25 protein-coding genes are annotated in these 25,491 nt (G+C 71.9%); 8 read left to right on the top strand and 17 right to left on the bottom strand.

From position 1 onward, the window contains the following. Positions 1–71 precede the first annotated feature (71 nt). Positions 72–599 carry a DinB family protein gene (locus EG812_RS11220; RefSeq protein WP_013732086.1) on the top strand — a complete coding sequence of 176 codons (528 nt, stop codon included), beginning with the start codon at positions 72–74 and terminating at the stop codon, positions 597–599. Positions 600–609: 10 nt separating this feature from the next. Here the strand turns inward: EG812_RS11220 and EG812_RS11225 are convergent, their stop codons facing one another. The 3 genes from EG812_RS11225 to EG812_RS11235 all read right to left on the bottom strand — a co-directional run bounded on the left by EG812_RS11225 (position 610) and on the right by EG812_RS11235 (position 5,326). Continuing rightward, on the bottom strand, positions 610–1,230 hold the full coding sequence (locus EG812_RS11225) for an HAD family hydrolase (RefSeq protein ID WP_126711525.1): 621 nt from the start codon (positions 1,228–1,230) through the stop codon (positions 610–612). Further along, a complete protein-coding gene (gene smc / locus EG812_RS11230; protein ID WP_126711526.1) occupies positions 1,230–4,844 on the bottom strand; it encodes a chromosome segregation protein SMC in 3,615 nt (1,204 codons plus the stop codon). The genes EG812_RS11225 and smc overlap by 1 nt, the downstream gene beginning before the upstream one ends. Positions 4,845–5,131: 287 nt before the next feature. Next, the gene (locus tag EG812_RS11235) at positions 5,132–5,326 is read right to left on the bottom strand and encodes a hypothetical protein (protein WP_013732083.1); all 195 of its coding nucleotides are present in this window, start codon (positions 5,324–5,326) and stop codon (positions 5,132–5,134) included. A gap of 371 nt (positions 5,327–5,697) precedes the next feature. Between EG812_RS11235 and EG812_RS11240 the strand changes: the two genes are divergently transcribed. Together EG812_RS11240 and EG812_RS11245 are read left to right on the top strand one after the other, a co-directional pair. Further along, positions 5,698–7,158 (top strand): CAP domain-containing protein, encoded by a 1,461-nt coding sequence (locus EG812_RS11240; RefSeq protein WP_126711527.1) that lies wholly within the window; start codon positions 5,698–5,700, stop codon positions 7,156–7,158. A gap of 88 nt (positions 7,159–7,246) precedes the next feature. Continuing rightward, the gene (locus tag EG812_RS11245; RefSeq protein WP_233579451.1) at positions 7,247–8,149 is read left to right on the top strand and encodes an endo alpha-1,4 polygalactosaminidase; all 903 of its coding nucleotides are present in this window, start codon (positions 7,247–7,249) and stop codon (positions 8,147–8,149) included. Between the two features lie 6 nt (positions 8,150–8,155). On the opposite strand, the gene mutM is transcribed toward EG812_RS11245, so the two are convergent. The 8 genes from mutM to rsmD all read right to left on the bottom strand — a co-directional run bounded on the left by mutM (position 8,156) and on the right by rsmD (position 13,751). Then, the gene (gene mutM, locus EG812_RS11250; protein ID WP_126711528.1) at positions 8,156–9,013 is read right to left on the bottom strand and encodes a bifunctional DNA-formamidopyrimidine glycosylase/DNA-(apurinic or apyrimidinic site) lyase; all 858 of its coding nucleotides are present in this window, start codon (positions 9,011–9,013) and stop codon (positions 8,156–8,158) included. Continuing rightward, positions 9,006–9,869, bottom strand: coding sequence for a ribonuclease III (rnc, locus tag EG812_RS11255; protein ID WP_126711529.1), 864 nt, complete (start codon positions 9,867–9,869; stop codon positions 9,006–9,008). Before rnc ends, mutM begins: the two co-directional genes overlap by 8 nt. Then, complete coding sequence (locus tag EG812_RS11260; RefSeq protein ID WP_043723305.1) at positions 9,866–10,819, bottom strand: fatty acid synthesis plsX protein; 954 nt, start codon at positions 10,817–10,819, stop codon at positions 9,866–9,868. The genes rnc and EG812_RS11260 overlap by 4 nt, the downstream gene beginning before the upstream one ends. Before the next feature lie 129 nt (positions 10,820–10,948). Beyond that, the gene (gene rpmF / locus EG812_RS11265; RefSeq protein ID WP_013732077.1) at positions 10,949–11,122 is read right to left on the bottom strand and encodes a 50S ribosomal protein L32; all 174 of its coding nucleotides are present in this window, start codon (positions 11,120–11,122) and stop codon (positions 10,949–10,951) included. Positions 11,123–11,127: 5 nt separating this feature from the next. Continuing rightward, positions 11,128–11,691, bottom strand: coding sequence for a YceD family protein (locus EG812_RS11270; protein WP_043719909.1), 564 nt, complete (start codon positions 11,689–11,691; stop codon positions 11,128–11,130). Positions 11,692–11,933: 242 nt separating this feature from the next. After that, the gene (locus EG812_RS11275; protein ID WP_043723302.1) at positions 11,934–12,431 is read right to left on the bottom strand and encodes an SPFH domain-containing protein; all 498 of its coding nucleotides are present in this window, start codon (positions 12,429–12,431) and stop codon (positions 11,934–11,936) included. Between the two features lie 271 nt (positions 12,432–12,702). Then, positions 12,703–13,191: a pantetheine-phosphate adenylyltransferase gene (coaD, locus tag EG812_RS11280; protein ID WP_043719906.1), complete on the bottom strand. Its 489-nt coding sequence runs from the start codon at positions 13,189–13,191 to the stop codon at positions 12,703–12,705. Further along, complete coding sequence (rsmD, locus tag EG812_RS11285; protein WP_126711530.1) at positions 13,188–13,751, bottom strand: 16S rRNA (guanine(966)-N(2))-methyltransferase RsmD; 564 nt, start codon at positions 13,749–13,751, stop codon at positions 13,188–13,190. Before rsmD ends, coaD begins: the two co-directional genes overlap by 4 nt. A 391-nt stretch (positions 13,752–14,142) precedes the next feature. Here rsmD and EG812_RS11290 point away from each other — a divergent pair, with 391 nt between their 5' ends. Then, a complete protein-coding gene (locus tag EG812_RS11290; protein WP_126711531.1) occupies positions 14,143–15,675 on the top strand; it encodes a cell wall anchor protein in 1,533 nt (510 codons plus the stop codon). Positions 15,676–15,932: 257 nt separating this feature from the next. Here the strand turns inward: EG812_RS11290 and recG are convergent, their stop codons facing one another. Both recG and EG812_RS11300 read right to left on the bottom strand, forming a co-directional pair. Then, positions 15,933–18,137, bottom strand: coding sequence for an ATP-dependent DNA helicase RecG (recG, locus tag EG812_RS11295; RefSeq protein WP_126711532.1), 2,205 nt, complete (start codon positions 18,135–18,137; stop codon positions 15,933–15,935). After that, on the bottom strand, positions 18,134–19,744 hold the full coding sequence (locus tag EG812_RS11300) for a DAK2 domain-containing protein (protein ID WP_126711533.1): 1,611 nt from the start codon (positions 19,742–19,744) through the stop codon (positions 18,134–18,136). The genes recG and EG812_RS11300 overlap by 4 nt, the downstream gene beginning before the upstream one ends. Before the next feature lie 236 nt (positions 19,745–19,980). Between EG812_RS11300 and rpmB the strand changes: the two genes are divergently transcribed. Continuing rightward, positions 19,981–20,172, top strand: coding sequence for a 50S ribosomal protein L28 (gene rpmB, locus EG812_RS11305; RefSeq protein ID WP_007075181.1), 192 nt, complete (start codon positions 19,981–19,983; stop codon positions 20,170–20,172). Between the two features lie 152 nt (positions 20,173–20,324). Here the strand turns inward: rpmB and EG812_RS11310 are convergent, their stop codons facing one another. Together EG812_RS11310 and EG812_RS11315 are read right to left on the bottom strand one after the other, a co-directional pair. Then, positions 20,325–20,792, bottom strand: a complete 468-nt coding sequence (locus EG812_RS11310) for a GNAT family N-acetyltransferase (protein WP_043723278.1) — start codon at positions 20,790–20,792, stop codon at positions 20,325–20,327. A 92-nt stretch (positions 20,793–20,884) separates the two neighbouring features. Beyond that, entirely contained in the window at positions 20,885–21,850 is a 966-nt protein-coding gene (locus tag EG812_RS11315; RefSeq protein WP_013732069.1) for a thiamine-phosphate kinase, read from the bottom strand. Between the two features lie 97 nt (positions 21,851–21,947). On the opposite strand from EG812_RS11315, the gene EG812_RS11320 reads away from it, so the two are divergent. Both EG812_RS11320 and EG812_RS11325 read left to right on the top strand, forming a co-directional pair. Further along, positions 21,948–22,181: an Lrp/AsnC ligand binding domain-containing protein gene (locus EG812_RS11320; protein ID WP_013732068.1), complete on the top strand. Its 234-nt coding sequence runs from the start codon at positions 21,948–21,950 to the stop codon at positions 22,179–22,181. Between the two features lie 9 nt (positions 22,182–22,190). After that, positions 22,191–22,805: a DUF3515 family protein gene (locus EG812_RS11325; RefSeq protein WP_232510753.1), complete on the top strand. Its 615-nt coding sequence runs from the start codon at positions 22,191–22,193 to the stop codon at positions 22,803–22,805. 39 nt (positions 22,806–22,844) lie between these two features. Here EG812_RS11325 and EG812_RS11330 read toward each other — a convergent pair whose 3' ends face one another. Together EG812_RS11330 and EG812_RS11335 are read right to left on the bottom strand one after the other, a co-directional pair. Next, positions 22,845–23,951: a D-alanine--D-alanine ligase family protein gene (locus tag EG812_RS11330; RefSeq protein WP_126711534.1), complete on the bottom strand. Its 1,107-nt coding sequence runs from the start codon at positions 23,949–23,951 to the stop codon at positions 22,845–22,847. A 148-nt stretch (positions 23,952–24,099) separates the two neighbouring features. Further along, positions 24,100–24,336, bottom strand: a complete 237-nt coding sequence (locus EG812_RS11335) for a hypothetical protein (RefSeq protein WP_013732065.1) — start codon at positions 24,334–24,336, stop codon at positions 24,100–24,102. Positions 24,337–24,642: 306 nt separating this feature from the next. Here EG812_RS11335 and EG812_RS11340 point away from each other — a divergent pair, with 306 nt between their 5' ends. Then, positions 24,643–25,488: a helix-turn-helix domain-containing protein gene (locus tag EG812_RS11340; RefSeq protein WP_013732064.1), complete on the top strand. Its 846-nt coding sequence runs from the start codon at positions 24,643–24,645 to the stop codon at positions 25,486–25,488. Positions 25,489–25,491 lie beyond the last annotated feature (3 nt).

A 25,491-nucleotide genomic window follows, 5' to 3' on the forward strand; every position in this document is an offset into this window, starting at 1 on the left:
GGGGCCCCTTCTTAACGCCGCAACCACAAACTCGCTCGCACTTGTCGTACCCGGGCCGCACGATGACCGGCATGACGTGGACCGCACCGGCGATCGACCGCCGCAACGAGCCCTACCGTGCCGACGAGCGCACCATGCTGGAGGGCTGGCTCAACTACCACCGGGACACATTGCTGCTCAAATGCGCCGGGCTGACCGGCGAGCAGCTACGGACCGCGAGCGTGTCGTCGTCGACGCTCACCCTGCTCGGTCTGGTGCGGCACATGACAGTCGTCGAACGGTGGTGGTTCCGGCAGTGTTTCGCCGGTGAGAGCCTGCCCGAGCTGTACGACTTCGACGCCGACCCGGACGCCGAATTCAACACCGTGGACAGCGCCGACCCCGAGGCCGACCTCGCTGCCTTCCGCGCCGAGGTCACGGCCGCCGACGCGGCCACCGCCGGCCACGACCTGGACGAGGTCTGCACAGTCAAGCGCCGCACCGGCACCGAGGAGATCAGCCTGCGCTGGATCTACCTGCACATGATCGAGGAGTACGCCCGGCACAACGGGCACGCCGACCTGATCCGCGAGGCGATCGACGGGGTGACCGGCGAGTGACCGGCCGCCGTCAGCAGGCCAGCGCGGCCCGCAGGTAGCGCAGGTCCTCCGGCCCGTTCCAGCGGTACGCCGACAATCCGGCCACCCGGGCCCCGCTGATCGCCCGGTCCTCGTCGTCGACGAAGAGCACCCGGTCCGGCGGGGTCTCCAGGGCCACGCAGGCTGCCTGGAAGTACTCCTTGGCCGGCTTGTGGATGCCGATGGCCGAGGAGTTGACCACCACGTCGAGTTCGTCGGTGAGGTCGAGCGCGGTCAGGTCGGCGTCGAGCTGGTCGGTGGCGTTGGTGCCCAACCCGACCCGGATGCCGGCGGCCCGCACCTCGCGGATGAACGCCAACACCTGCGGGTCGACCTCACCGCGGTAGCGCTGCCACTGCTCCACGGCCGCGCGGGCCCGGTCCGGGTCGCCCACCGACGGGGTCAGCGCGTCGGCCACGCTCGACATCCAGTCGGTGTGGCTGACCCGGCCGGTGAGCACCGGCTGGAGCAGCCCCCAGGACGTGGCGATCTCCCCGAGCACGCCGGTGGAGAGGCCGTACTCCCGCTCCACCCCGGCGGCGACCGCCGGGTCCCAACGCCGCAGTACGCCGTCGAAGTCCACCAACAGCGCTGTCGCGCGTTCCCGAGCCACTAACCGTTCTCCTCGCCGCGGCTTCGCCGCTCGTCGTCCGTGTCGGCCCGGTTGAGCCGTTGACTGATCACCTGGGTCACCCCGCCCCGCATGGTCACGCCGTACAGGGCGTCGGCGATCTCCATGGTCCGTTTCTGGTGGGTGATGACGATGAGCTGACTCTTCTCCCGCAACTGCGCGAGCAGGGTGATCAGCCGACCCAGGTTCACGTCGTCGAGCGCCGCCTCGACCTCGTCCATGATGTAGAACGGGCTGGGCCGGGCGCGAAAGATGGCCACCAGCATCGCCACCGCGGTCAGCGACCGCTCGCCACCGGAGAGCAGCGACAGCCGCTTGATCTTCTTGCCGGGCGGGCGGGCCTCGACCTCGACGCCGGTGGTCAGCAGGTCGTCCGGGTCGGTGAGCACCAGCCGCCCCTCCCCACCGGGGAACAGCACGGTGAAGACCTGCTCGAACTCCCGGGCGGTGTCGGCGAAGGCGCTGGCGAAGACCTCCAGGATCCGCTCGTCGACGTCCTTGACCACGGTGAGCAGGTCCCGCCTAGTCGCCTTGAGGTCCTCCAACTGCTCGGAGAGGAACTTGTAACGCTCCTCCAGCGCGGCGAACTCCTCCAACGCCAGCGGGTTGACCTTGCCGAGCAGGGCCAGTTCGCGTTCCGCCTTGGCGGCCCGTTTCTCCTGCACCGGGCGCTCGTAGCGGACCGGTTCGGGCACCGGCAGGCCGTCGCGTTCCGCGGCGGCCACCTCGGCCTCGGTGGGCGGCACCGGCTGACTCGGGCCGTACTCGGCGATCAGCGTCTCCACGGTCAACCCGAAGTCCTCGGCGGCCTTGGCCTCCAACTGCTCGATGCGCAGCCGCTGCTCGGCCCGGGCCACCTCGTCGCGGTGCACCTGACTGGTCAGCCGCTCCAGTTCCGCGCCGAATCGTTTCGCGGCGGCCCGCACCTCCTGAAGTTCCGCCTCGCGGGTGGCCCGTGCCCGGGCCACCGCGTCACGCTGCTCCTCCGCCTGGGCGATGCTGGTGGCCAGCCGGGTCAGCGCCTCCCGAGCTCCACCGGCCACGGCCCGGGCGATGCCCGCGCCCCGCACCCGCGCCGCCCGCCGGGCCGCGGCCCGCTCCCGCGCGGCCCGTTCGGCGGCGGCCTGCCGGCGCAGCGAGTCGGCCCGCCCGGCGATGGAGGACACCCGCTCCTCGGCGGTACGCACCGCGAGCCGGACCTCCATCTCGTTCTGCCGGGCCTGCGGCACCATCGCGGCGAGCTGGTCACGTTCCTCGGTGGAGGGTTCCGCGTCGATCGGGGTCGCCTCCGCCAGGCGCAGCCGCTCCGCCAACTCGGCCAGGGCGGTCAGGTCCCGTTCCCGGGCCGCCTCGGCGCGGGCCCGCGACTCGCCCAGCCGGTCGGTCTCCGCCTTGGCGGACCGGGCGGCGGCACCCAACTCGGCGAGCCGGCGGGCGGCGGCGTTGCGGTGGCTCTCCGCCTCCCGCTTCGCTGCGGCGGCATGCTGCACCCGCTCCTTCGCCTCGGTCACCGCGGCCCGCGCCTCGACCAGTTGTTCGCGCAGTTCCGCGCTGGTGCGCTCGGCGGCGAGCCGGTTGGCCCGGGCCTCCTCGACGGCCGCCTGCACCTCGATGTAGCTGGGTGCCTTCGCCGATCCACCGGCCGCCGCGTACGCCCCGACGACGTCCCCTTCCCGGGTGACCGCCCGCAGCTCGGGGTTGCCGGCGACCACCTCCGCAGCGGCAGCGAGGTCGTCGACAAGCACCACGTCCCGCAGCGCCCGGTGCACCGCCGGTCGGATCCGCGCGTCGCACTCGACCAGGTCGGGTGCCCAGTGCGCGCGGTCGGGCAGCTTGGGACGCAGCGCGTCGGCGGAGCCGGACATGCCCGGCCCGGCCGGGCTGCCCACCAGCAGGCCGGCCCGCCCGGCGTCGGAGATCTTGAGCAGCCGCATCGCCTCGACCGCCTCGTCCACCCCGCTGACCGCGACCGCGTCGGCCAGCCCGCCGAGCGCGGCGGCGAGCGCCGCCTCGTGGCCGGGGGCGACGGTGAGCAGGCCGGCGAGGCTGCCCAGCAGCCCCGGCACCTGGTCGGCGCGGGCCAGCAACGCTCCGGCGCCGTCCTTGCGGCGCAGGCCGAGGGCGAGCGCTTCCTCGCGGGCCTTCCAGGTGGCGGCGTCCTTCTCCGCCGCCCGCTCGGCGTCGGAGAGCGAACGGACCGTCGCCTGCGCCTGCTCCTGGACGCTGACCGCCTCGGCGTGCCGGGCATCCAGGTCGGCGTTGTCGCGGTCGGCCTCGGTGGACTGCTCGGCGACGGCGTCCAGGTCGGCCTGGGCCCGCTCGGCCCGGGCCATCGCGTCGGCGTGCGCGGCGGCGAGCCGCTCGATCTCCTCACCGGCGCTGGTGGTCCGGGCGCGGGCCGAGTTCACCTGACCGGTCAGCCGGGCCAGCCCTTCGCGCCGGTCCGCGATCGCCTTCGCCGCAGCGACCAGTTCGCGTTCCGCCGCCGCAAGCTGCCGTTCCAGTTCCTGCCGGTGTTCCACCGCCTCGGCGAGGCGGATCTGGTCGTCGGTGAGCGCCGCCCGCAGCTCCTCCTCCTGCTCCCGGACCCGTTCGGCCTCGGCCTCCAACTGGTCCGGGTCGCGGCCCGGTCGCTCGTCGTCCGGGGTGGCGCTGAGGTGTCGCAGCCGCTCCATCGCGAGCTGCTCGATCGAGCGGAACCGCTCCTGCAACGCGGAGAGCTTGTACCAGGTGTCCTGGGCAGCGGCCAGCAGCGGCGCGTCGGCGGCCAGCGCCTCCTCCAGCTCACCGAGGCGGGCCTGCACCTCGGTGTGCTCGGCCTCCACCTCCTCGCGCCGCTGTCGCAGCGCGGTCTCGTCGGCGATCTCCCGGTCCAGGGTGGTCCGCAGGGTGGCGAGATCGTCGGCGAGCAGCCGCAGGCGGGCGTCACGCAGGCTGGCCTGGATCACCGCGGCGCGGCGGGCCACCTCGGCCTGTCGGCCGAGCGGCTTGAGTTGACGCCGCAGCTCGGCGGTGAGGTCGGTGAGCCGGTTCAGGTTGGTCTGCATCGCGTCGAGCTTGCGCAGCGCCTTTTCCTTGCGCTTGCGATGCTTGAGGACGCCGGCCGCCTCCTCGATGAACGCGCGCCGATCCTCCGGCTTGGCGTGCAGCATGCCGTCGAGCCGGCCCTGCCCGACGATGATGTGCATCTCCCGGCCGATGCCGGAGTCGGAGAGCAGTTCCTGGATGTCGAGCAGGCGGCAGGTGTCGCCGTTGATCTCGTACTCGCTCTCGCCGGAGCGGAACATCCGGCGGGTGATGGAGACCTCGGTGTACTCGATCGGCAGCGCGCCGTCGGTGTTGTCGATGGTCAGCGTCACCTCGGCACGACCGAGCGGGGCACGACCGGCGGTGCCGGCGAAGATGACGTCCTCCATCTTGCCGCCCCGCAGCGCCTTCGCGCCCTGCTCGCCGAGCACCCAGGCGATGGCGTCGACGACGTTGGACTTGCCGGAGCCGTTCGGGCCCACCACGCAGGTGATCCCCGGCTCCAGCTTCAGCGTCGTCGCGGAGGCGAAGGACTTGAAGCCCTTCACCGTCAGGCTCTTGAGATGCACCTTCTCGATCCTCGTCCGGTGGCCGCCGTACCGTCGCCCGGCTGCGCGGACCCTGGTAAACCCGCAGAGTAACCCGGCACCAGGTGGGCTGCGCGACGCGACCCACCCGCCGGCACGCCGCGAGCGTTCCTTTTCACAGGTGTCGGACGGTTTGGCTTCGGCCTCGGAGGGCCTAGTCGATCATCAGGCCACAAAGTCGATCAATGGTGCACAGAATTGCGCGCCGGCACTTGGTGTCGGCGCGCTTTTTGTGCGGTGGTGCTATTCGGTTGTGGCGGCCAGGTGGATCAGGTCAGCGCGGGCTCGGCAAGACGGAGCAGATCATCCGCCTCTGCCGCAGCCGCCGCGAGCCGATCGTTCTCGGCACGCAGCCGCGTGATCTCGAACTCCAGTGACTGAACCCTGGCACGCAGTCGGGTGACCTCGTCGAGCAGGCGCCGGTCGGGCGCTGCACCTACGTGGCCGAAGAGGGCCTTCGCCATGTTGACTCCTTGAATTGCGCTGCCGGAGAGGCCGGCCAACGCGCGCCCTTGTATACGCGACTACCATTCCCACGAATTCTGGGCACGGCCGGGCGCGACTGGCGACATCTCTATATTGAGCCGACAGCCCCTGTTTCGTCAAGTTCACGCAGGCCGTAGATCATTTCGACGTCTACCCGACCCGTCGCGGGAGGCTGCCACACGGCGCGGACACACTCTGTCCGGACACCCCAACTCTACGCACCGAATCGCCGGAATACCTCACCCGGATGTACAGGGTCCTCTTAACTCTTCCTTAGCCACATTGCTGCTGCTCAGACCGACCACGTAGCGTCACCCCGGCCCCTAACCGACCCGTGGAGGCGACAGGCGTGCACGGCTGGAACGACCCGCTCGACCCGGATGCCACCCGGCGGCCAGCGCCACCGACCGACGACCCGGCCTGGCTGACCGACCGCCCGGCACCGCGCTCGTCGTACCTGTTCGGTGACGAACCGGAGAGTTCGTCCGACCGGTGGTACCACGACCAGCCCACCGAGCAGTGGCACCGCCCACACCGACCCGCCGAGGCGGGCTATCCGGCACCGGCCCACCCCCGCTGGGCCGACCAGGACGGTGCCGGCCAGGACAGTGCCGGCCAGCACCATCGGGACACCGCCTGGTCGACCGAGGGCCACCACGGCGCGCCGAGCCACGGCCGGCACGACGGCGGTTGGCGCGCCGACGAGCCGACCACGCAGGTCAGCCGCTGGTCCGACCAGCACGACGGGCAGCAGCCCGCGCGGCACGCCGCCCCCGACCCGCACCACGACAACCAGGGGTACGACAACCAGGGGTACGCCGACACCCGGCCGCCCTACACCGGCCAGGCCCCCTACGGCGCCCAGCCCTACGGTGATCAGCCTTACGGTGCGCAACTGCCCTACGCCGGTCAGCAGCACTACGGGCGGGGTGACGAGGGCCAGTGGTACGGGGAGGGGTCCTACGGCGTACCGGAGGATCGGGCCACCGCCCGGACCGAGGCGGTGGCCGACGCGTCCGGGACCGACGCCCGGCCGTCCCGTCGTCGCCTGTCGCGTCCCCTGGTGCTGGGCGGTGCCGCGGCGGCGGCCACCCTCGCGGTGAGCATCGGCGTCGCGGCCCTCGCGCTGCCCGGCAACGACGCGCCGACCAGCACCACCGCCGGTGAGCGTCCGGTGGCCACCGGACCCGCGCTGCTGGAGACCGACGAGTCGGTCGACGTCCTCGACCCGCTCGACTCCCCGAGCCCCAGCCCGAGCCCGAGCGTCTCGCCCAGCGCCGCCACACCCTCGCCGTCGCCCAGTCAAGCGGTGAAGCCGAAGCCAACCCCCGCGCGCAGCAGCACCGCACCCTCCCGGCAGAGCGCCGAGCGTCGGGGCAGCCCGAGTCGCGGTGCCACGGTCACCGCCTCGCCGTCCAACCCGGCCGGTGCCTCGCAGGCCGCCCAGGTGGTCGACCTGGTCAACGCGGAACGGGCGAAGGCCGGCTGCGGCGCGCTGACCGTCGACGAGAAGCTGACGACCGCGGCCCAGCGGCACAGCCAGGACCAGGCCGACAACCGGAACATGTCGCACACCGGCAGCGACGGCAGCGACCCGGGAGAGCGGATCGACCGAGTCGGGTACGCCTGGCGCACGTACGGCGAGAACGTCGCCTGGAACCAGCAGTCGCCCGCCGCTGTGATGGACGCCTGGATGAACAGCCCCGGTCACCGGGCGAACATCCTGAACTGCGCCTTCACCGAGATCGGCGTCGGCGTGGCGAGCAGCAACGGACCGTACTGGACGCAGGTCTTCGCCGCGCCACGCTGAGTGCGGCGGGCGCGGCACCGGAACTCGTCGCGTTCCGGTGCCGCGCCACGTCCAGCCGCGAATCCTTGTCGGGTCTGCGCTCGTTTGAGTGGGTGAGGTACGCCGACGGCGTACCGGCTCGGGCGGCGTCCCGCCGCCGGCGCAACCTGCGGAGCTGGCGATGCGGATCGGGCTGGGCGGGGCACAGGTACGACGGGCGATGCGCGCCGGCCTGGCCTGCACCGTGCTCGTGTCACTGGCCGCCTGCCGGCCGGATCTCACCCCGCCCGGCGCACCGACGAGTTGGCCGTCCGCCTCGGCCCGGCTGTGGCGTTGGCAGTGGCAACTCGACGGCGTGCTCGACGTGACGGTCGAGGCGGACGTGTTCGTCCTCGATCCGGTCAGCACCACCGCGGCGCAGACCGCCGACCTGCGGGCCCGTCACCGTCGCCTGGTCTGCCAGGTGCACGTCGGCACGGTGCATCCGGACGATCCGGACGCGACCCGGTTCCCGCCGCAGGTCCGCGGCGCGACAGCCACCCCCTCCGGCCGTACCTGGCTGGACGTACGCCGATGGGACGCCCTGCGGCCGGTGCTGGCCGACCGGTTCCGGCTCTGCCGCGGCAAGGGCTTCGGCGCGGTGCTGCTCGCCGACGCCGATGGCTACACCCACTCCCCCGGCTTCCGGCTGGATTTCGACGACCAGTTGCAGTTCAACCGTCGGGTCGCGGCGTTGGCCCGTTCGCTGGATCTGTCTCCCGGGCTGCGGGGCAACCTCGGGCAGGTCGCCGCGCTGGCGCCGGACTTCGACTTCGCGGTCGACGAGGAGTGCGTACGGCTCAAACGGTGCGACAAGCTGCTGCCGTTCGTCGACGCCGGCAAGCCGGTGTTCCACGTCGAGTACACCGGCGGGCTCACCGACTTCTGTGTCACAAGCGTCGGCTACGGGCTCGCCTCCATCCGCAAGCACCGCAGCCTGGACGCCTGGCGGCTGCCCTGCCCCGTACCGTGATCGCCGTCAGCCGCGCAGCGTGGCGCGGGGACGGGGCTGGCAGCGCGGGCAGCTGTACGACGACCGGTTCATGAAGGCCTCCCGACGGATCGGCGCGCCGCAGCGCCGACAGGGCTGCCCCTCACGGCCGTAGACGTTCAGCGACCGGTCGAAGTAACCGCTCTCCCCGTTGACGTTGACGTACAGCGCGTCGAAGCTGGTGCCGCCCGCCGTGATCGCCTCGGTCAGCACGTCGCGTACGTGGCCGAGCAACCGCCGTACGGCCGGGCCGGTCAACGCGTCGGTCGGTCGGGTGCCGTGCAGTCCGGCCCGCCACAGCGCCTCGTCGGCGTAGATGTTGCCCACCCCGGAGATCAACGTCTGGTCGAGCAGCGCACGCTTGACCTCGGTACGGCGGCGGCGCATCGCGGTGACGAAGTCCGCGTCGGAGAACTGCGGATCCAGCGGATCCCGGGCGATGTGGGCGATCTCCGCGGGCAGCGTCGCGCCGCCCTCGCTGACCGAGAGCCCACCGAACGTACGCTGGTCGACGAAGCGCAGTTCGGGACCGTCGTCGGTGAACCGGAAGCGGACCCGCAGGTGCGGCTCCTCCGGGGCGGCGGCCGGTTGCAGCAACAGCTGCCCGGACATCCCGAGATGCCCGATCACCGCGTCACCGCTGTCCAGCGGCAGCCAGAGATATTTGCCGCGCCGGCACACGTCGAGCACGGTCCGACCGGCCAGCACGTCGGCGAAGTGGGCGCCACCGGCCACGTGTCGACGCACCGCACGCGGGTGGCGTACCTCGACGGACTCGATCCGTCGGCCGGTGACCCAACGCGCCAGCCCCTGCCGGACGGTCTCCACCTCGGGCAGCTCAGGCACGGGGTGCCTGCACCTGCGGCTGACCGGCGTCCACGACAGCCCGCCCGTCGTCGGCCGCGACCTCCGCCGGCTCGACGGTCACCGCGGCGACGGACGGCTCATCGACCGTCGCCGGCTCGGCCCGGTCGGCTTCGGCATCGGCTTCGGCCTGCGCGTTCAGGGTCCGCCAGGCCGACTCCGCAGCCCGCTGCTCGGCCTCCTTCTTGCTGCGCCCGTCGGCACCGCCGTACCGGTTGCCGGCGACCACCACCCAGGCGGTGAAGGTCTTCAGATGGTCCGGTCCGGCACCCTCGATCCGGTACTCCGGCACACCGAGACCCAGCGCCGCGGTCAACTCCTGGAGGCTGGTCTTCCAGTCCAGGGCGGCACCCCGACCGGCCGACTCGGCCATCAACGGGTCGAACAGCCGGTGGATGACCTCGGCGGCGGTGTCCAGCCCGTACTGGAGGTAGATCGCGCCGAGCAGCGCCTCCAGGGTGTCGGCGAGGATGCTCGCCTTGTCCCGACCGCCGGTGGTTTCCTCACCCTTGCCCAGCAGCAGGTAGGGGCCGAGCCCGTCCGGGCCCAGCCCGCGCGCCACGTCGGCCAGCGCGCGCATGTTGACCACGCTGGCCCGCAGCTTGGCCAGTTGCCCCTCGGGCAGGTCCGGGTGGTTGTGGAAGAGCGCGGTGGTGATCACCACGCCGAGCACCGAGTCGCCGAGGAACTCCAGCCGCTCGTTGGTCGGCAGGCCGCCGTTCTCGTACGCGTACGAGCGGTGGGTCAGGGCCCGCTCCAGCAACTCCGGGTCCATTGACACGCCGAAGGCTGCCTCGAGGTGGCCGATGGAGGGCCGCCGTCGCTTGTCGATGCTCATGATGTGCGTACCTCAGTGTCGGTCGTGCGATCGGTGCGGTCGGTGGCAAGCAGCGCGGCGACCCGGTCGGTGGCAGCTCGCCGCCAGAGGTGAGCAGCCAGCGCGATGCCGGAAGCGATGTCGGCCGGGCGAGCGGCGCCGTGACAGACCACCACGGTGCCCGCCACCCCGAGCAGCGCGGCTGCCCGCGGCGCGCCCCCGTCGGGCGGTGGTCCGCCCGCCATGGCGTACGCGCCCTCGATCGCCTTGAGCAGCACGTTACCGGTGAACCCGTCGGTGACCACCACATCGGCGCGCGTGCCGAGGCAGACGTCGTACCCCTCGACCAGGCCCACGTACCGAGCGTCACCGGGCAGTTCCGTAGCGCGCAACATCGGGTCGGCGAGGCGTCGGGGCCGGTCACCCTTGCCCGGTTCGGTGCCCACGGAGAGCAGCCCCACCCGGGGGGCGTCGAGACCGTGGGCGATGGCGGCGTACGCGGCGCCGAGCACGGCGTGCCGGGCCAGGGTCGCCGGACTCGGCTCCATGGAGCCGCCGACGTCGAGCAGGACGACCGGTCCGGAGACGCCGGGCAGGGTGGCGGCCAGGGCCGGCCGTCGGATCTGCGGCCAGCGGCCGAGGCCGAGGGCGGCAGCGGTCACGGTGGCGCCGGTGGACCCGGCGGAGACCAGCGCGTCGGCCTGGCCGGCGCGGATCGCGGCGACGGCCGCCCGGACCGTGTTCTCGGCGCGGGCCGCAGTGAGATCGTCGGCCGTTTCGACGGCGGTGCGCGCAGGTCGCAGCGTCAACCGGGCACGTTGGGCCGGGTCGAGGGCGTCGACAAGCGCACCGGCGGCCCTGGTCGGGCCGACGAGCAGGAGGTGCAGATCAGGGTCGGCGCGCACCGCCCGTAGAGCGCCGTCCACCACCACGTCGGGAGCGTCGTCCCCGCCGAGGAGGTCAACGGCGATCCGTGCGGTTCCCGGCTCCGTGACGACGCCGGCCGGGGAGAGCCGGCCGGCGTCGGCGGGAGCAGCAGGCGATCGCCGGGGTATGCGCGTCGCCCGACCTGTGGTCGGAGACGTCACGCGGCGTCCGGGTCAGACCTCGAGGACCTGGCGGCCGTTGTAGGTGCCGCAGACGGAGCAGGCGGCGTGCGGCAGCTTGGGGGACTTGCACTGCGGGCAGGCCACGGTCGCGACCGCCGCGGCCTTCCAGTTCGCCCGGCGGGACCGGGTGTTGCTGCGCGACATCTTGCGCTTGGGGACGGCCACGGTTCTTACTCCTCTGTACGGGTCAGTTGCGACAGGCCCGCCCAACGCGGGTCGACCTGCTGGTGGCTGTGGTCCGCCGGCAGATCGTCCCAGTGCACCCCACACTCGGAGCACAGTCCCGGGCAGTCCTGGCGGCAGAGCGGGTTGGTCGGCAGTGCGAGCACCACCGCATCCCGCAGCGCCGGTTCCAGGTCGATCAGGTCACCCTGCAATCGACCGACTTCGTCCTCTTCGGTGGTGGCGTCCGTGGTGCTGTTCTCGTACGCGTACAGCTCCTGGATCGTCACCGTCACCGAGTCGTCGATCTCGCGTAGGCAGCGACCGCACTCGCCCCGGATCGGACCGCTGACGGTCCCCGACACGAGCACGCCCTCGGACACCGACTCCATCCGCAGATCGAGGTCGAGGTCCGCGCCCTCCGGCACGCCGATCAACTCCACGCCGAGGTCCGACGGTGCCTGAACCACCCGTTCGACGGTACGCAACGCACCAGGTCGGCGCGGCAGCTCCCTCGTGTCGAGGACCAGCGGCGACCTGGGGTCGAGTGGAGAAGGCGAGTGTTTGGGCATAGTCAGACTCCGGCCGGTGAGAGGCCGACAAACGAGGTTACCTGGACGGGCACTCGAACGTCGAACCGGGGGCGGCCCCACCGCTGGCGGCGGGGCGGATGCGGGTGGCGGGCCGGCCGCCGGTTTCCGGACGGCCGTCGGGCTCCGGTCGACTGCCGGTTTCCGGACGGTCGCCGGTTTCCGGACGGTCGCCGGCTCTGGTCGGTGGCTGGAGGATCGCGGCACCGATGCGGTCGCGCCGCTCAGAACGGTAGCGGCCGCTCCGTCTCCTCGCCACCGAAGGTGCCGATCTCCCGCAGCGCGTGCATCTTGTCCCGCCCGCGCTCGATGGAGGCCAGTGCCCGGGTGAGGAACTGCTCGAAGTTGGCCAGCGCGGTGTCGACGTAGTCGTCGACCTCCTCGCGGAGGCGCTGCGCCTCGGCGCGGGCCTCGGCGATGATCCGGGCGCCCTCGTGCTCGGCGGAGACGGTGATCTCGTTCACCGAGACCAGGCGGGCGTGCTCCGCCTCACCCTCACTGATGATCCGGTCGGCCTCCCGCTTGCCGGCCTCCATGATCTTGTCGCGCTCCTCGAGGAGTGCCGCGGCCCGGCGTAGGTCTGCCGGCAGTTCGGCGCGCAACTCGTCGAGAGCACCGATCATCTCGCCCCGATCGACCATGCAGTTGTTGCGCGACATCGGGACGGAGCGCGCCTGCTCCACCATGGCAATCAGTTCCTCGATGCGGTCGAGCGGGTCCACCGGCACCTCACTCCTGTCGTTGGTCAGACCGACCTACATCATGCGGGCTGAAGCCAGTCTCCCGCCTCACCCAATGATGTCGTCCCCCACCCCACCCAACCGCCACCCCTCCCCCCGGCGCGTCGCCCACCCCTTGCCCCCCCGCCCCCCTTTGTCCCCGCGATCTTGCACTTCTCGTCCCCACAAAAGCCGCACACGGGGCATATCCCCGACCACAAGTGCAAGATCGACGGGAAGAGGAGGGTGAGGGAGGAAAGGGGGAAGGAAGGGGTTAGGCCGGGGGTGGGGGGGTCAGGCGGGTTTTGAGGGCTTCGCGGACTATGTCGGGGACGTGGGGGGTTACGTCGCCGCCCCATTTGGCCACGTCCTTGACGAGGCTGGAGGAGAGGAAGGAGTAGAGGGGGTTGGTGGGCATGAACAGGGTTTCGACGCCGGCCAGGCCGATGTTCATCTGCGCCATCTGCAACTCGTAGTCGAAGTCGCTGACCGCTCGGATGCCCTTGATCAGCACACTTGCCTGCTGGGCTCGGCAGAAGTCCACCAGCAGCCCGCGGAAGGACTCCACCCGGACGTTGTCATAGGAGGCGGTCACCTCGCGGAGCATGGCTATCCGCTCCTCGACGGTGAACAGTCCGGTCTTCGACTGGTTGATCAGTACGCCGACGATCACCTCGTCGAACAGCCGGCTGGCCCGGCCGACGATGTCGAGGTGACCGTTGGTGACCGGATCGAACGAGCCGGGGCACACCGCACGTCTCATGATCGGCGACCGTACCAAAGCGTGGTCTCGCCGTAACGACGACTGCGCTGGCCAGTGATCCCTTCCACCCAGTCGACCGGCCCGCTGCGGGTGGATCGTTCCACCACCACCATGGCGTCCTGGGCCAACCAGCCACCGTCGACCAAGGCGGTGAGCATGGCACGCACCCCGTCGTCCGACAGCGAGTACGGCGGGTCGGCGAAGACGACGTCGTACGGCTCGCCGTCCGGGCCGGCCGCCAGCACGGTGCTGACCTTCCCGGTGACCAGCCGTGCGGCGGGTGCCGCCCGCAGGATGGCCATGTTCTCCCGGATCACCCGGGCCGCCCGGGCGTCGGATTCGACGAGCAGCACGTGCCCGGCCCCACGGGACAGCGCTTCGAGGCCGACCGCGCCCGAGCCCGCGTACAGGTCGGCGAAGCGCGCCCCGACCAGGTCGAGTTCCGCCTGCACGGAACTGAAAAGCGCTTCGCGTACGCGATCGGCGGTGGGTCGGGTGCCGGAACCCGGCGGTACGGCGATGCGCCGACCACCGAGGCTGCCCGCCACGATCCGGGTCATCGCCCCCTCCCGACCATGCCGTAAGGGCCGACCCCACACCCGCGCACACCGTCGAGCCTGCTTCTGCTCATGGCGCCGACGCTACGCGACCTCCGGGTGACCCCCGCAACGAACCACACCGCCTGAAGTCGCCCAGATCGATCCCATCCGATGCAGGCCGCCTCAGGCGCATCACTCTACGTAGAGCAACTATTTCATGTTCATCACATCATCCTTAGTGCTCGCTGAGGGCTGTCTCGATATCGACGATCTCGCTAGGGTCTGCCCGATAACCGGCTCATCGATGCCGGATCACCGCACGGGAGGCACCCTCTCCGGCGCGGCACAGCTCCGCCGACGCCGTCCGTTCCTCCCGCGCCGCCCCTGACGCTTCTTCACCCCGGGAGTACGCGTGTTCCGACCCAAGCTGTCGCTACGGCGACCGCTGGCTGTCCTGGCAGCCGCCGTCATCGGCTCGACCGGCGCAGCGGTGGTGGCGGCCACTCCGGCCAGCGCCCACCACACCACGATCACCGGCACCGTCGACTGTGACCGGCTCACCGGCGAGCGGGTGATCACGTGGACGGTGGTCAACAGCGAGCGCGGCAAGACCGCCACCATCACGGGTGTCACGGCCGATCCGGCGACCCCGGTCCTGCTCGTGGCTGAGGGCACCGATGCCACCGCCGAGCTCAAGGGCACCCCGATTCCGAAGGCCGGCCAGGTCCAGGGGGTCCAGCGGGTTCCCGGCGACACCCAGCGCGCCACGCTGACTGTGGAGGCCGCCTGGTTCCAGAAGGGCGACTCGCAGCGCAAGAAGCCTCCGACGTCGAAGGACCACAAGACCATCGAGCTCGGCGCCGACGGCACGTGTGCGCCGGCACCGAAGTGCGTCGACGCCAGCGACGCCAAGTACAGCCACACCTTCGACGGCCCGAAGGGCACCGCGACCGTCAAGCTGGCGGGTGACCTGCCGCTGTGCGGCGAGGAGAAGCAGTACTTCACCCTGGTGTCGTACTTTGCGCCGCGCCCGCAGTTCGCCACCCCGCAGTACGTCTACGGCACGCCGGACAGCGACTTCCTCGGCGGCACCCAGACCGAGATCGAGCTGAAGGTCGACGTCCCGGACTGCCACACCCAGGTCGACCTGATCTGGGGCGGGGTCGACGAGGTCATCGACCCGCTTGTGGAGAACGGCCCCCGCTACGGCTCCAAGAAGCTCGGCGACCGGGGTGCTCCCGGCAACCGCTCGACCGGCCCGCAGGGCTGGTACAACGGCGGCAAGAAGAACTGCACCACCCCGGCGTCCACCTTCGCCTCCGCCTGCGACGGCACCGTCACCGTCTCGCTGAGCAACGACGGCTCGATCTCCAAGTACCCGGTCGAGTTCGAGGTCCGGGGCGAGAACGGCTTCTCTGAGAAGGTCACCGTCGAGCCGGGCAAGGCGAACAACGAGACCGTGGTGCCCGCCGAGCACGCCGGCGCGATCGAGGTGCTGGTCGACGGCGAGGTGATCGACAACGGCACCTACGAGTGGGAGCGCCCGGAGGACTGCCCGCTGCCGACGATCACCGCCGACGCCACCTGCGAGACCTTCGCGCTGACCGCGTCGAACCCGGAAGGTGCCCAACCGGTCAAGGTGGACTTCACCTACGGCGACAAGACCGAGAGCCGTACGGTCAAGCCGGGCTCGTCGGAGTCCGTCACCTTCCCGGCCGGCGACGACGAGGCGGCGCTTGTCGCCCTGCCGGAGCTGGACCTGGAGCTCGAGGTCGTCTACGCCCCCGAGGGCTGCGGCGGAGGCGGAGGCGGCGAGGAGCCGCCCGGCCTGCCGGTGACCGGTGTCGCGGCCGGTGGCATCGCCGCAGGCGCCATCGTCCTGCTGGCGGTGGGCGCGGTGCTGTTCGTCATGGCCCGGCGGCGGCGGATCCACTTCACCGCCTGAGCCGCCCCTGAGGGTGCCCTCGCCGCACTGAGGACACCCCGCAACACCTGACCCGAAGGCGCGTCGACCACACGTCGACGCGCCTTCGGCGTTCCCGCCCCGTGGCGGCAGTCGCTCGATCCGGGATTGAGTGCCCTCCGAGCGACGCCAAAGCCACTCGATCCCGGATCGAGCGCGATCACCCGACGCCGAAGCCACTCGATCTCGAATCGAGCGCGATCATGGTGAACGCGGCGGTGACAAAGCGCGAGGCGGGGTCAGCCCTTTTCGAGGTATTCGGCGCGGTCGGCGTCGACCAGGGCCGCGACCGAGGCGGCCAGCGCCGGCTGGCGGGTCAGGTCCGGGTCCTCCTCGACCAGCGTGATCGCCTCCGCCCGCGCGTCGCGGATCAGGTCGGCGTCCCGCAGCAACGACAGCAGCCGCAGGTGGGAGCGCCGGCCGGACTGGGCGGCACCCAGCACGTCGCCTTCACGCCGCTGCTCCAGATCCAGTTCGGCGAGCTTGAAGCCGTCTGTGGTGGAGGCGACCGCGTCCAGCCGCTCCCGGGCGCTGGTGCCCTCGGTCGCCTCGGTGACCAGCAGGCAGAGCCCGGGGGCGCTGCCCCGGCCCACCCGTCCGCGCAGTTGGTGCAGCTGGGAGACGCCGAACCGGTCGGCGTCCAGCACCACCATCATTGTCGCGTTGGGTACGTCCACACCGACCTCGACCACCGTGGTGGCCACCAGGACGTCCAGCTCACCGTTGGCGAAGGAGCGCATCACCGCGTCCTTCTCGTCGGCGGGCAGCCGGCCGTGCAGCACGCCGATGCGCAGCCCGTGCAGGGGCCCGTCGGCCAGCAACGGCGCGACCTCGGTCACCGCCAGCGGTGGGCGTCGACCGGTGTCGTCCACCGCCGGTGGTTCCTCCTCGGCGCCGGTGGTGGAGTCACCGATGCGCGGGCAGACCACGTACGCCTGATGGCCGTTGGCGACCTCCTCGCGCAACCGACGCCAGGCCCGGTCCAGGAAGGCCGGTTTCTCGGCGGCCGGCACCACGTGCGAGGCGATCGGTGACCGGCCCCGGGGCAGCTGCGAGAGGGTGGAGATCTCCAGGTCGCCGTAGACCGTCATGGCGACCGTCCGAGGGATCGGCGTGGCGGTCATGACCAGCACGTGCGGGGGCTGTTCCGCCTTGGCCCGCAACGCGTCGCGCTGCTCCACCCCGAACCGGTGCTGCTCGTCGACCACCACCAGACCGAGGTCGGCGAAGTCGACGCCCTCGTACAGCAGGGCGTGGGTGCCCAGCACGATGCCGGCGGCGCCGCTGGCGACCTCGGCCAGCGCCCGCCGTCGGGCTGCCGCGCCGAGTGAGCCGGTGACCAGCTCGACCCGGGTGGCGTGCTCGGCGGCGCCCAGCTCACCGGCCTGGGCGAGCGGGCCGAGCAGGTCGAGCATGCCTCGGTAGTGCTGGGCGGCGAGCACCTCGGTCGGGGCGAGCAGCGCGGCCTGCCCGCCCGCGTCGACCACCTGGAGCATGGCGCGCAGCGCCACCACGGTCTTGCCGGAGCCGACCTCGCCCTGCAACAGCCGGTGCATCGGATGGCCGCGGGCCAGGTCGGCGGCGATCTCCGCACCCACGTCGCGCTGACCACCGGTCAGCTCGTACGGCAGCCGGGCGTCGAAGGCGTCGAGCAGGCCACCCGCACGAGCCGGCCGGGCCCTCGCGGGTGAGGCGGCGGCCTGGTGCTTACGCCGGACCAGGGTCAGCTGCACGGCGAACGCCTCGTCCCACTTCAACCGTCGACGGGCCCGGTACAGCTCCTCGCGGCTGGACGGCCGGTGGATCTCCCGCAGCGCGCCACCCAGCCCGACCAGGTTCCGGCTGGCCCGTACGCCCGCGGGCAGCGGGTCCTCCGGCGGTGCCACGGTGTCCAGCACCACCCGGACGCAGCGGGCGATCACCCAGGTCGGTACGGCAGCGGCAGCCGGGTAGACCGGGATGAGTGCCCCGGCGAACTCCTCGATCTGTTCGGTGGCCGCCGCCTCGCCGTCGGTCTGGTCGCCGAGCAGGACGTACTCCGGCCCGTTGAGCTGCCGTTTGCCCCGGAAGTCGGTGACCTTGCCGGCGAACAGTCCCCACCGGCCGGGCCGCAGTTCCCGCTCGCGCCACGCCTGGTTGCCGAAGAAGGTGAGGGTGAGGGTGCCACCCGAGCCGTCACCGACGGTGACCTCCAGCAGGTTGCCCCGGCGCTGCCGCATCGGGCGTACGGCGGTGCGCTGCACCTGAGCCAGCACGGTGACCTGCTCGCCGACGTCGAGCGCCCGGATGTCGGTGTGCTCGCCCCGCTCGTCGTAGCGGCGCGGGAAGTGGTAGATCAGGTCACCGGCGGTGTGCAGGTCGAGGTGGCCGGCGAGGGCCTTGGCGGTCTTCTCGCCGACCAGCTTCTTCAGCGGCGTGTCCAGGGTCGACGCCTCTGCGGTCATTCGACACCCACCAGCAACGGATAGCGTGGCTGCCCACCCGGATACGTCTGCACCTCGACGAACGGCCAGCGTCGCGTGATGTGCGTGCACACCGCGTCGGTCAGCCCGTCCGGCGCGTCCGCGCCGACGAGCAGGGTGACCATTTCACCGCCGCCACCCAGCATCCCGTCGACCAGGGCGACGCAGGTGTCGATCAGGTCGGTGCCGATCAGGTGCACCTCCCCCTCGACCAGGGCGAGCACGTCGCCGGTGCGGCAGGGGCCGGCGACCGTGAGCGCGTCCCGCCCGGCGTGACAGACCTCGGCGTACCGGCAGGCCCCGGCGGCCTCGGCCATCGCGATCACGTCGTCCTCGAAGTGGCGGCGTGGATCGCGTACGGCGAGGGCGGCCAACGCCTGCACCGGTGACCGGGTGGGCACCACGCTGACCTTGACGCCCGCCCGGTGCGCCTCCTCGGCGACCTGGTTCGCCACCGCCTGCGCGTCCGGATCGTTGGGCAGCACCACCACCTGGGCCGCCCCGGTGCCGAGCACCGCCTCCAGCAGTTCCCTCGTGGAGGGGTTGCCGGGCACCACGACCGCGCCCTCCCCGGCGAGCAGCTCGGCGATCCCGGCACCGGCGGCGACCACCACGGCGGCCCGGCCGTCGGACACCGGTGCGGGGGCGGGCGGGCGCTGGTCGGCGAAGCGGGTCACCGAGATCTGGTACGGGCGGCCGGCCACCACGCCCGCCTCGATCGCCGCCCCGACGTCGTTGACGTGCACGTGCACCTGCCAGGTGTCCTCGTCGCCGACCACCACCAGGGAGTCACCGAGGGCGTCAAGCGTGTCGCGCATCCGGCTGACCGCCTCGGGCTCGGCGTCGAGCAGGAACTGCACCTCGTAGGCGTACTCCGGGGAACCGGTCTCCCGGGCGGCGGTGGCCGGCGGCGGCGCGTTGCGGGCGGCGGTGGGCGCCGGCGCGGGTCGCTCCGGACTCTCCCCGGTGATCACCTCGACCAGGGCGTCCAGCAGCAGGCACAGCCCTCGCCCACCGGCGTCGACCACGCCGGCGCGGGCCAGCGCCGGCAACTGCTCGGGCGTACGGGCCAGCGCCTGCGCCGCGGCTCCGGCCGCCTCCCGGGCGACGACCCGCAACTGCTCGCTGTCGGCCTGCTCGGCCGCGCCGGCGGCGGCGGAGACCACGGTCAGCACGGTGCCCTCCACCGGGCGGGCCACCGCCGCGTAGGCCGCGCCGGTCGCGGCACGCAGCGCGGCGGCCAGCTCCGGGCCCCCGACCGTCGGGGTGGTGGCCAGCGCGTCGGCGAAGCCGCGCAGGATCTGCGACAGGATGACGCCGGAGTTGCCCCGGGCGCCGAGCAAGGCACCCCGGGCCATCAGCCGCAGCGCGTGCCCGTGCGGGGTGGCGGCGCCGTCGGCGACGGTGTCGAGGTCCATCGCCAGCGCCTGCTGCGCCGAGGTGAGGGTCAGCACCAGGTTGGTGCCGGTGTCGCCGTCGGGCACCGGATAGACGTTGAGCTCGTCGATCTCCCCCTGGTGCCGCTGCAACGCGGCCAGCCCGCTGGCGCACCAGCGGCGCACGGCGGCGGCATCGAGGGTGTCCAGCACGCTGGGAAGCCTACTGGCGTACGCTGACAGTCGCTGCAAGGCCGGGCGTGTCCGGCAGGCGCCGGGCATCGTCCGTTTTCTCGCCCCTGCCCGGTGGCGGTGACCCCCGCGGCGGGGCGTGACCGCTGATGCCGAGCCCGGTTGGGCGGGGCCTTCCACCATCGGGTAACCTGGCCAGGTTGCCCGGGCTGCGCCTGGCGGCGACCTCATGAACGTTTCAATCCCAGGAGTATCCCGTGGCTAGCGTGTGCGACGTCTGTGGCAAGGGACCGGGCTTCGGCCACAACGTGTCCCACTCGCACCGGCGGACCAACCGCCGCTGGAACCCGAACATCCAGTCGGTGCGTACCCCGGCCGGTGGCGGCACGACCAAGAAGCTCAAGGTCTGCACGTCCTGCATCAAGGCGGGCAAGGTCACCCGCGCCTGACGCGGTAACACCCACGATCTGTGATGCCGGCGGGCCCTCGGTGGCCCGCCGGCATCGTCGTGTCCGCATGTCCGCCGCCGCCCGCCGGAGCGGCTGTTAACAAGGGGCCCTTCCTCTACCGCAGGCGTTAAGAAGGTGCCCTTCCTTTCACCTCAGAGGGTGCGGCCGAAGGAGAGGCAGCCGGGCTCGTCGGCGTAGTAGCCGAAGTTGGGGATGCGCTCGTAGCCGGCCGAGGTGTACATCGCGATCGCCTCGGGCTGCCGGTCGCCGCACTCCAGGATGAGCCGCTTGCGGCCCTGCTCGCGGGCGGAGCGTTCGACGGCCGCGAGCACCGTGCGGGCCACGCCGCGGCCACGGGCCTGCGGTGCGGTGTACATCCGCTTCAACTCGGCGGTCTCGCCGTCGGTGCCGTGGCTGCGCCAGCCACCGCAGCCGACCGGCTGCCCGTCGAGGTGGGCGACGAGGAAGGTGCCGTGCGGCGGGGTGAACTCACGCGCGTCGACAGGCGTCTCGTCGCCGTCACCGCCGTACCGGGCGCCGAGGTCGGCAAGCGCGGAGGTGATCAGCCGCTGTGCCACCGGAGAGTCGAACGGCACCACGTGGATCTCGATTTCGTGCACCAGTGAAGCGTACGACCGCAGCGACCCGTCACCGCCGCCGACCTGGGCCGACAGCCTGCGGCAGTGACCGACCACTCACTCAGCCCGCTCACTCAGCGGAAATGGTCCCAGCCGGTCGGGCCGTCGAACGGCGCGCCGTCCACCGTCACGCCCCGGCCCTCGGCGACCCGGCCGACCTCGCGCCACCCGTCAGGCAGCACCGTCTGAGACGGGAAGGTCGCGACCAGCGCATGGTCGTCGCCACCGGCCAGCAGCCAGGCGTACGGGTCGACGCCGAGCGCCTGCGCCGCGTCGCGCATCTGCGGTGGCACCTCGAAGGCGTCCCGCCGCAGGTCGATGGCGACCCCGCTGGCCTTCGCCACGTGCCCCAGGTCGGCGAGCAACCCGTCCGAGACATCGATCATGGCGGTGGCGCCGAGCCGGGCGGCCGCCGGACCGGCGGCGTAGGGCACCTCCGGCCGCCGGTACGCCTCGACCAGCAGGCGGGGCGTCCGGAAGCCGCGGGACAGCACGGTGAACCCGGCCGCCGCGTAACCGGTGCGCCCGGCCAAGGCCACCAGGTCGCCCGGTCGGGCACCGGCCCGGGTGACCGGCGACCGGCCGGCCAGGTCGCCCAGCGCGGTGACCGCGATGGTCAAGGTGGGGCTGGCCGACATGTCGCCGCCGACCACGCTGGCGCCCACGCTCGCCGCCTCGGCACCGAGCCCGTCGGCGAGCTGCTCGACCCAGCCGGTCTCCACGTCAGCCGGCACGCAGAGCGCCACCAGCAGGGCCGTCGGCTCGGCACCCATGGCCACCACGTCGGCGAGGTTCGCCGCCGCCGCCCGACGGCCGATGTCGTGCGCCCCGGCCCAGTCCCGGCGGAAGTGCCGCCCGTCCACCAGCACGTCGGTCGAGGCGACCACCCGGGCGTCCGGCGCGGTGACCACCGCCGCGTCGTCGCCGGGGCCGAGCAGCACCGTCGATCCGTACGACAACCGGGCGGTGACCCGGTCGATCAGGCCGAACTCCCCGACCTGTGCGACGCCCACACCGCCGCTGTCGCCCCGCTCGCTCACCGCTTCTCCTTGACCACCGATAGGGATCACACCTGGTCCGTAAGGTACTTTCTCCCTTCAGGCCGTCTGGCAGGCGGCGACGGAGGGAGGTCGAGTCGTGGTACAGGCGTACATCCTCATCCAGACAGAGGTCGGCCGGGCGCGTGACGTGGCCGGTCTCATCGCGGATCTCCCCGGCGTGGTCCGGGTCGACGCGGTGACCGGGCCGTACGACGTGGTCGTGCTCACCGAGGCGAACACCGTCGACGAGCTCGGCAAACTCATCGTCAGCAACGTGCAGATGGTGCCCGGCATCACCCGCACCCTCACGTGTTCGGTGGTGCGGTTGTAAGTGTCCAGGATTTCCGAATCCCCCGGCGAGACCCGGCGTGCGAAGGACGCCGCACCGGCAGCCGACCGGACCAACCGCACCGCCGCGCTGGTCGCCACGGCCGTGGCGCTGCCGGTGGCTCTCCTGGTAGGCACCCTGGCCTTCGTCAACCTCGCCCCGGACAGCTCGACCGCCACCCCGGATCCCTCGCCGAGCGCGGCCCGACCGCAGTCCACCGCGCCGGTCGAGATGGCCGCCCCGGCACTGGCCGAGCGGCCGGCGACCGTCTGCCGCGCCCTGCTGTCGCAGCTGCCCGCCTCGATCCGCGACCTGCCGCAGCGGCCGGTAAGCGCCGGGCCGGAGCAGAACGCCGCGTACGGCGATCCGGCCCTGACGGTGGCCTGCGGCGGGACCGAGCCCGAGGTGGCGCCCACCGACCACATCTACCTGGTCAACGCGGTGTGCTGGCACGGGGTGGAGGAAGCGGACGCCACGGTGCTGACCACGCTCGACCGGGAAACCGCGGTGACCGTACGCGTGCCGCACTTCTACGGCGAGGCGTTGCAGTGGGCCGCCCCGATCGCCAGCACGGTCGTCGCCTCGGTCCCCTCGGCGGGCCCGGTCCCGTCCGGCTGCACCTCCTGACCCGGCCGCCCGCAGTCGGCGTCGGCCGGGCCAGGCCGGTCAGTAGTGGCCGGTGCCCCGGGTCAGGGCGGTACGGATGAGCCGGTCGACAAGCTTCGGGTACTCCAGCCCTGAGGCCGCCCACATCCGGGGGAACATCGACGTCGGGGTGAAGCCCGGCATCGTGTTGATCTCGTTGAGGTAGATGTCCAGTTCCGGGGTGACGAAGAAGTCGGCCCGGGCCAGTCCGGCGCAGTCCAGCGCGGTGAAGGCCCGTACGGCGTAGTCGCGCACCTGCCGGGCGACCCGCTCGGGCAGGTCGGCCGGGACGTCGTACTCGCAGGCCGACTCCGCGTCGATGTACTTGGCCTCGAAGTCGTAGAAGTCGTAGTCGCCGACCACCCGCACCTCGGCCAGCACGGACGCCTCGGGCGTGCCGCCGGCCTCGCCCTCCAGCACGCCGCACTCGATTTCCCGGCCGACGATCGCGCCCTCGACCAGCACCTTGCTGTCGATCTCCCGGGCGATGGCGATCGCGGCCTCCAGGTCGGCCCAGTCGCTGACCTTGCTGACGCCGAACGACGATCCGGCCCGCGAGGGCTTGACGAAGACCGGCAGGCCGAGGCGCTGCTTGTCCTCCTCGCTCAACGTCATGCCACTACGCAGCACGGCGTACGGGCCGATCGGGATGCCCTCGGCGGCGCAGATCTTCTTGGTGAATTCCTTGTCCATCGCGGCGGCCGAGGCGAACACCTTCGCCCCCACGTACGGGATGCCCGCCATCTCCAGCATGCCCTGGATGGTGCCGTCCTCGCCGTAGGCGCCGTGCAGCACCGGGAAGACCACGTCCACATTGGCCAGTGCCCGAGGCCCTTCGGTGGGGTCGAGCACCAGCAGGCCGCTGCCGGTCGGGTCGGCTCGCAGCACGATGTCGGCCCCCGACTCGGCGGTGATCTCCGGCAGCCGGCGCGAGTTGATCGCCAACTCGGTCGGGTCGCCGCTGGTCAGCACCCACTGACCCGCCCGGGTGATGCCGACCGGCACCACCTCGAACTCGTCGGGGTCGAGCGCGCCGAGCACGCTGCCGGCGCTCACACAGGAGATGCCATGTTCCGGGCTGCGGCCGCCGAAGACGATCGCCACGCGGGTCTTGCCTGGGGTGGTCACTGCGGTCACCTTTCCGGGACGCACTGCTGGCGCTCTCCCGGATGACCTTACTGTGCGTGGCGAGATCGGGAAGTCGATACCCCACGAGACCGCAAGGCAGGCGCAATCGGTCAAGGAGCCCTATACCGTACGTGACCAGACGGGTGCGTCAGCCGGCCAGTTCCCGCTCGCCGAAGGCGTGCCGCCGGCCGATCGCGATCACCTTGACGCGCTGCCGACCGGCTCGCACCATGCCCAGGGCCATGAACGCGCCCGCGATCCGCTCGGCCGCCTCACGGCTGCTCGCGCCGACCACCTGGCGGCGACGTTCCGGGGCGAGGCGCTCGTTGCGAGCACCGCCCTCGCAGGGGCGCACGTCGGTCAGCACCACCAGGAATCGGGTCATCGCCGCGCGCCGCCCACCGCCGGTCGGGCCCGTCGTAGCGGCCGCGAGATTGCCGGACAGTATCTGCGCACGTCGCTCTCCCTCCGGTGCCGCCTCAAAGGCTCGTGGCGCGGCACGCGGCGGCCGGGTACGGGGGAATAACCCGACCGCCGCGCGCCCCATCCCCTCCGGTCGCTCACCGCCACCGTCGCCACGACAACCGGCGGTGAGGACGTGATGACAGCCTGACACCTTCACCGCCGTGAATGCAACTCCCACTTACGTTTTCTCATGTACACGATCCCGAATACATGCGACCATCGATGCATGGCACCGAAGACCGCCCGCGCCCGACGACTCGGCATCGCCCTGCGCCAGCACCGTGAGGCCGCCGGCCTCACCCTGGAGGCCGCAGCCGACGAGATCAACAGCACCCGCAGCACGCTGTCCCGCTACGAGAACGCGCAGACGCTCGTCAGCCCGGCGACCGTACGCGCGCTGCTCACCCTCTACGGGGTCGGGGCGGACGACGTCGCGGCGGCTGTCGCGTTGGCCAAGGACGCACGCAAGCCCGGCTGGTGGGTGTCCTATTCGTACCTGCTCGACCGGCGCACCATCGACTTCATCGCGTTGGAGGCCGAGGCCACCGGCATCGCCAACTTCGAACCGTCGGTGGTGCCGGGGCTGTTGCAGACCGCCGACTACATCCGGGGCGTGATGCGGGGCGGCCCGCACACGCTCAGCGACAACGACGTCGAGGAGCGGGTCCACCTGCGACTGGACCGCCAGCAACGACTCACCGGTGACGATCCACCGATCTTCGACGCGATCCTCGACGAGGCCGCGCTCCTGCGCCCGGTCGGTGACGAGGCCGCGATGCAGGGCCAACTGCGGCACCTGCTCAAGATGAGCGAGCTGCCGAACATCACCGTGCAGCTGATCCCGTTGGCCGCCGGTTACCACCGGGGCACGCGGGGCTCGCTGCACATCCTCGAGTTCGCCGACCCGGAGGACCCGATCATCGCCTCGGTGGAGACGGTCGCCGGGCAGATGGTCCTCGACCGGCCCGGTGACCTGCGAACCTGCACCAAGATCATGGAACACCTGCGGACCGTCGCGCTCAGCCCGTCGGCCAGCCGCGACGCATTGATCAAGATCCTGAAGGGACGGTAGACG

This window comes from Verrucosispora sp. FIM060022, assembly GCF_003977705.1.
In the GTDB taxonomy this organism is placed as follows: Bacteria; Actinomycetota; Actinomycetes; order Mycobacteriales; family Micromonosporaceae; genus Micromonospora; species Micromonospora gifhornensis.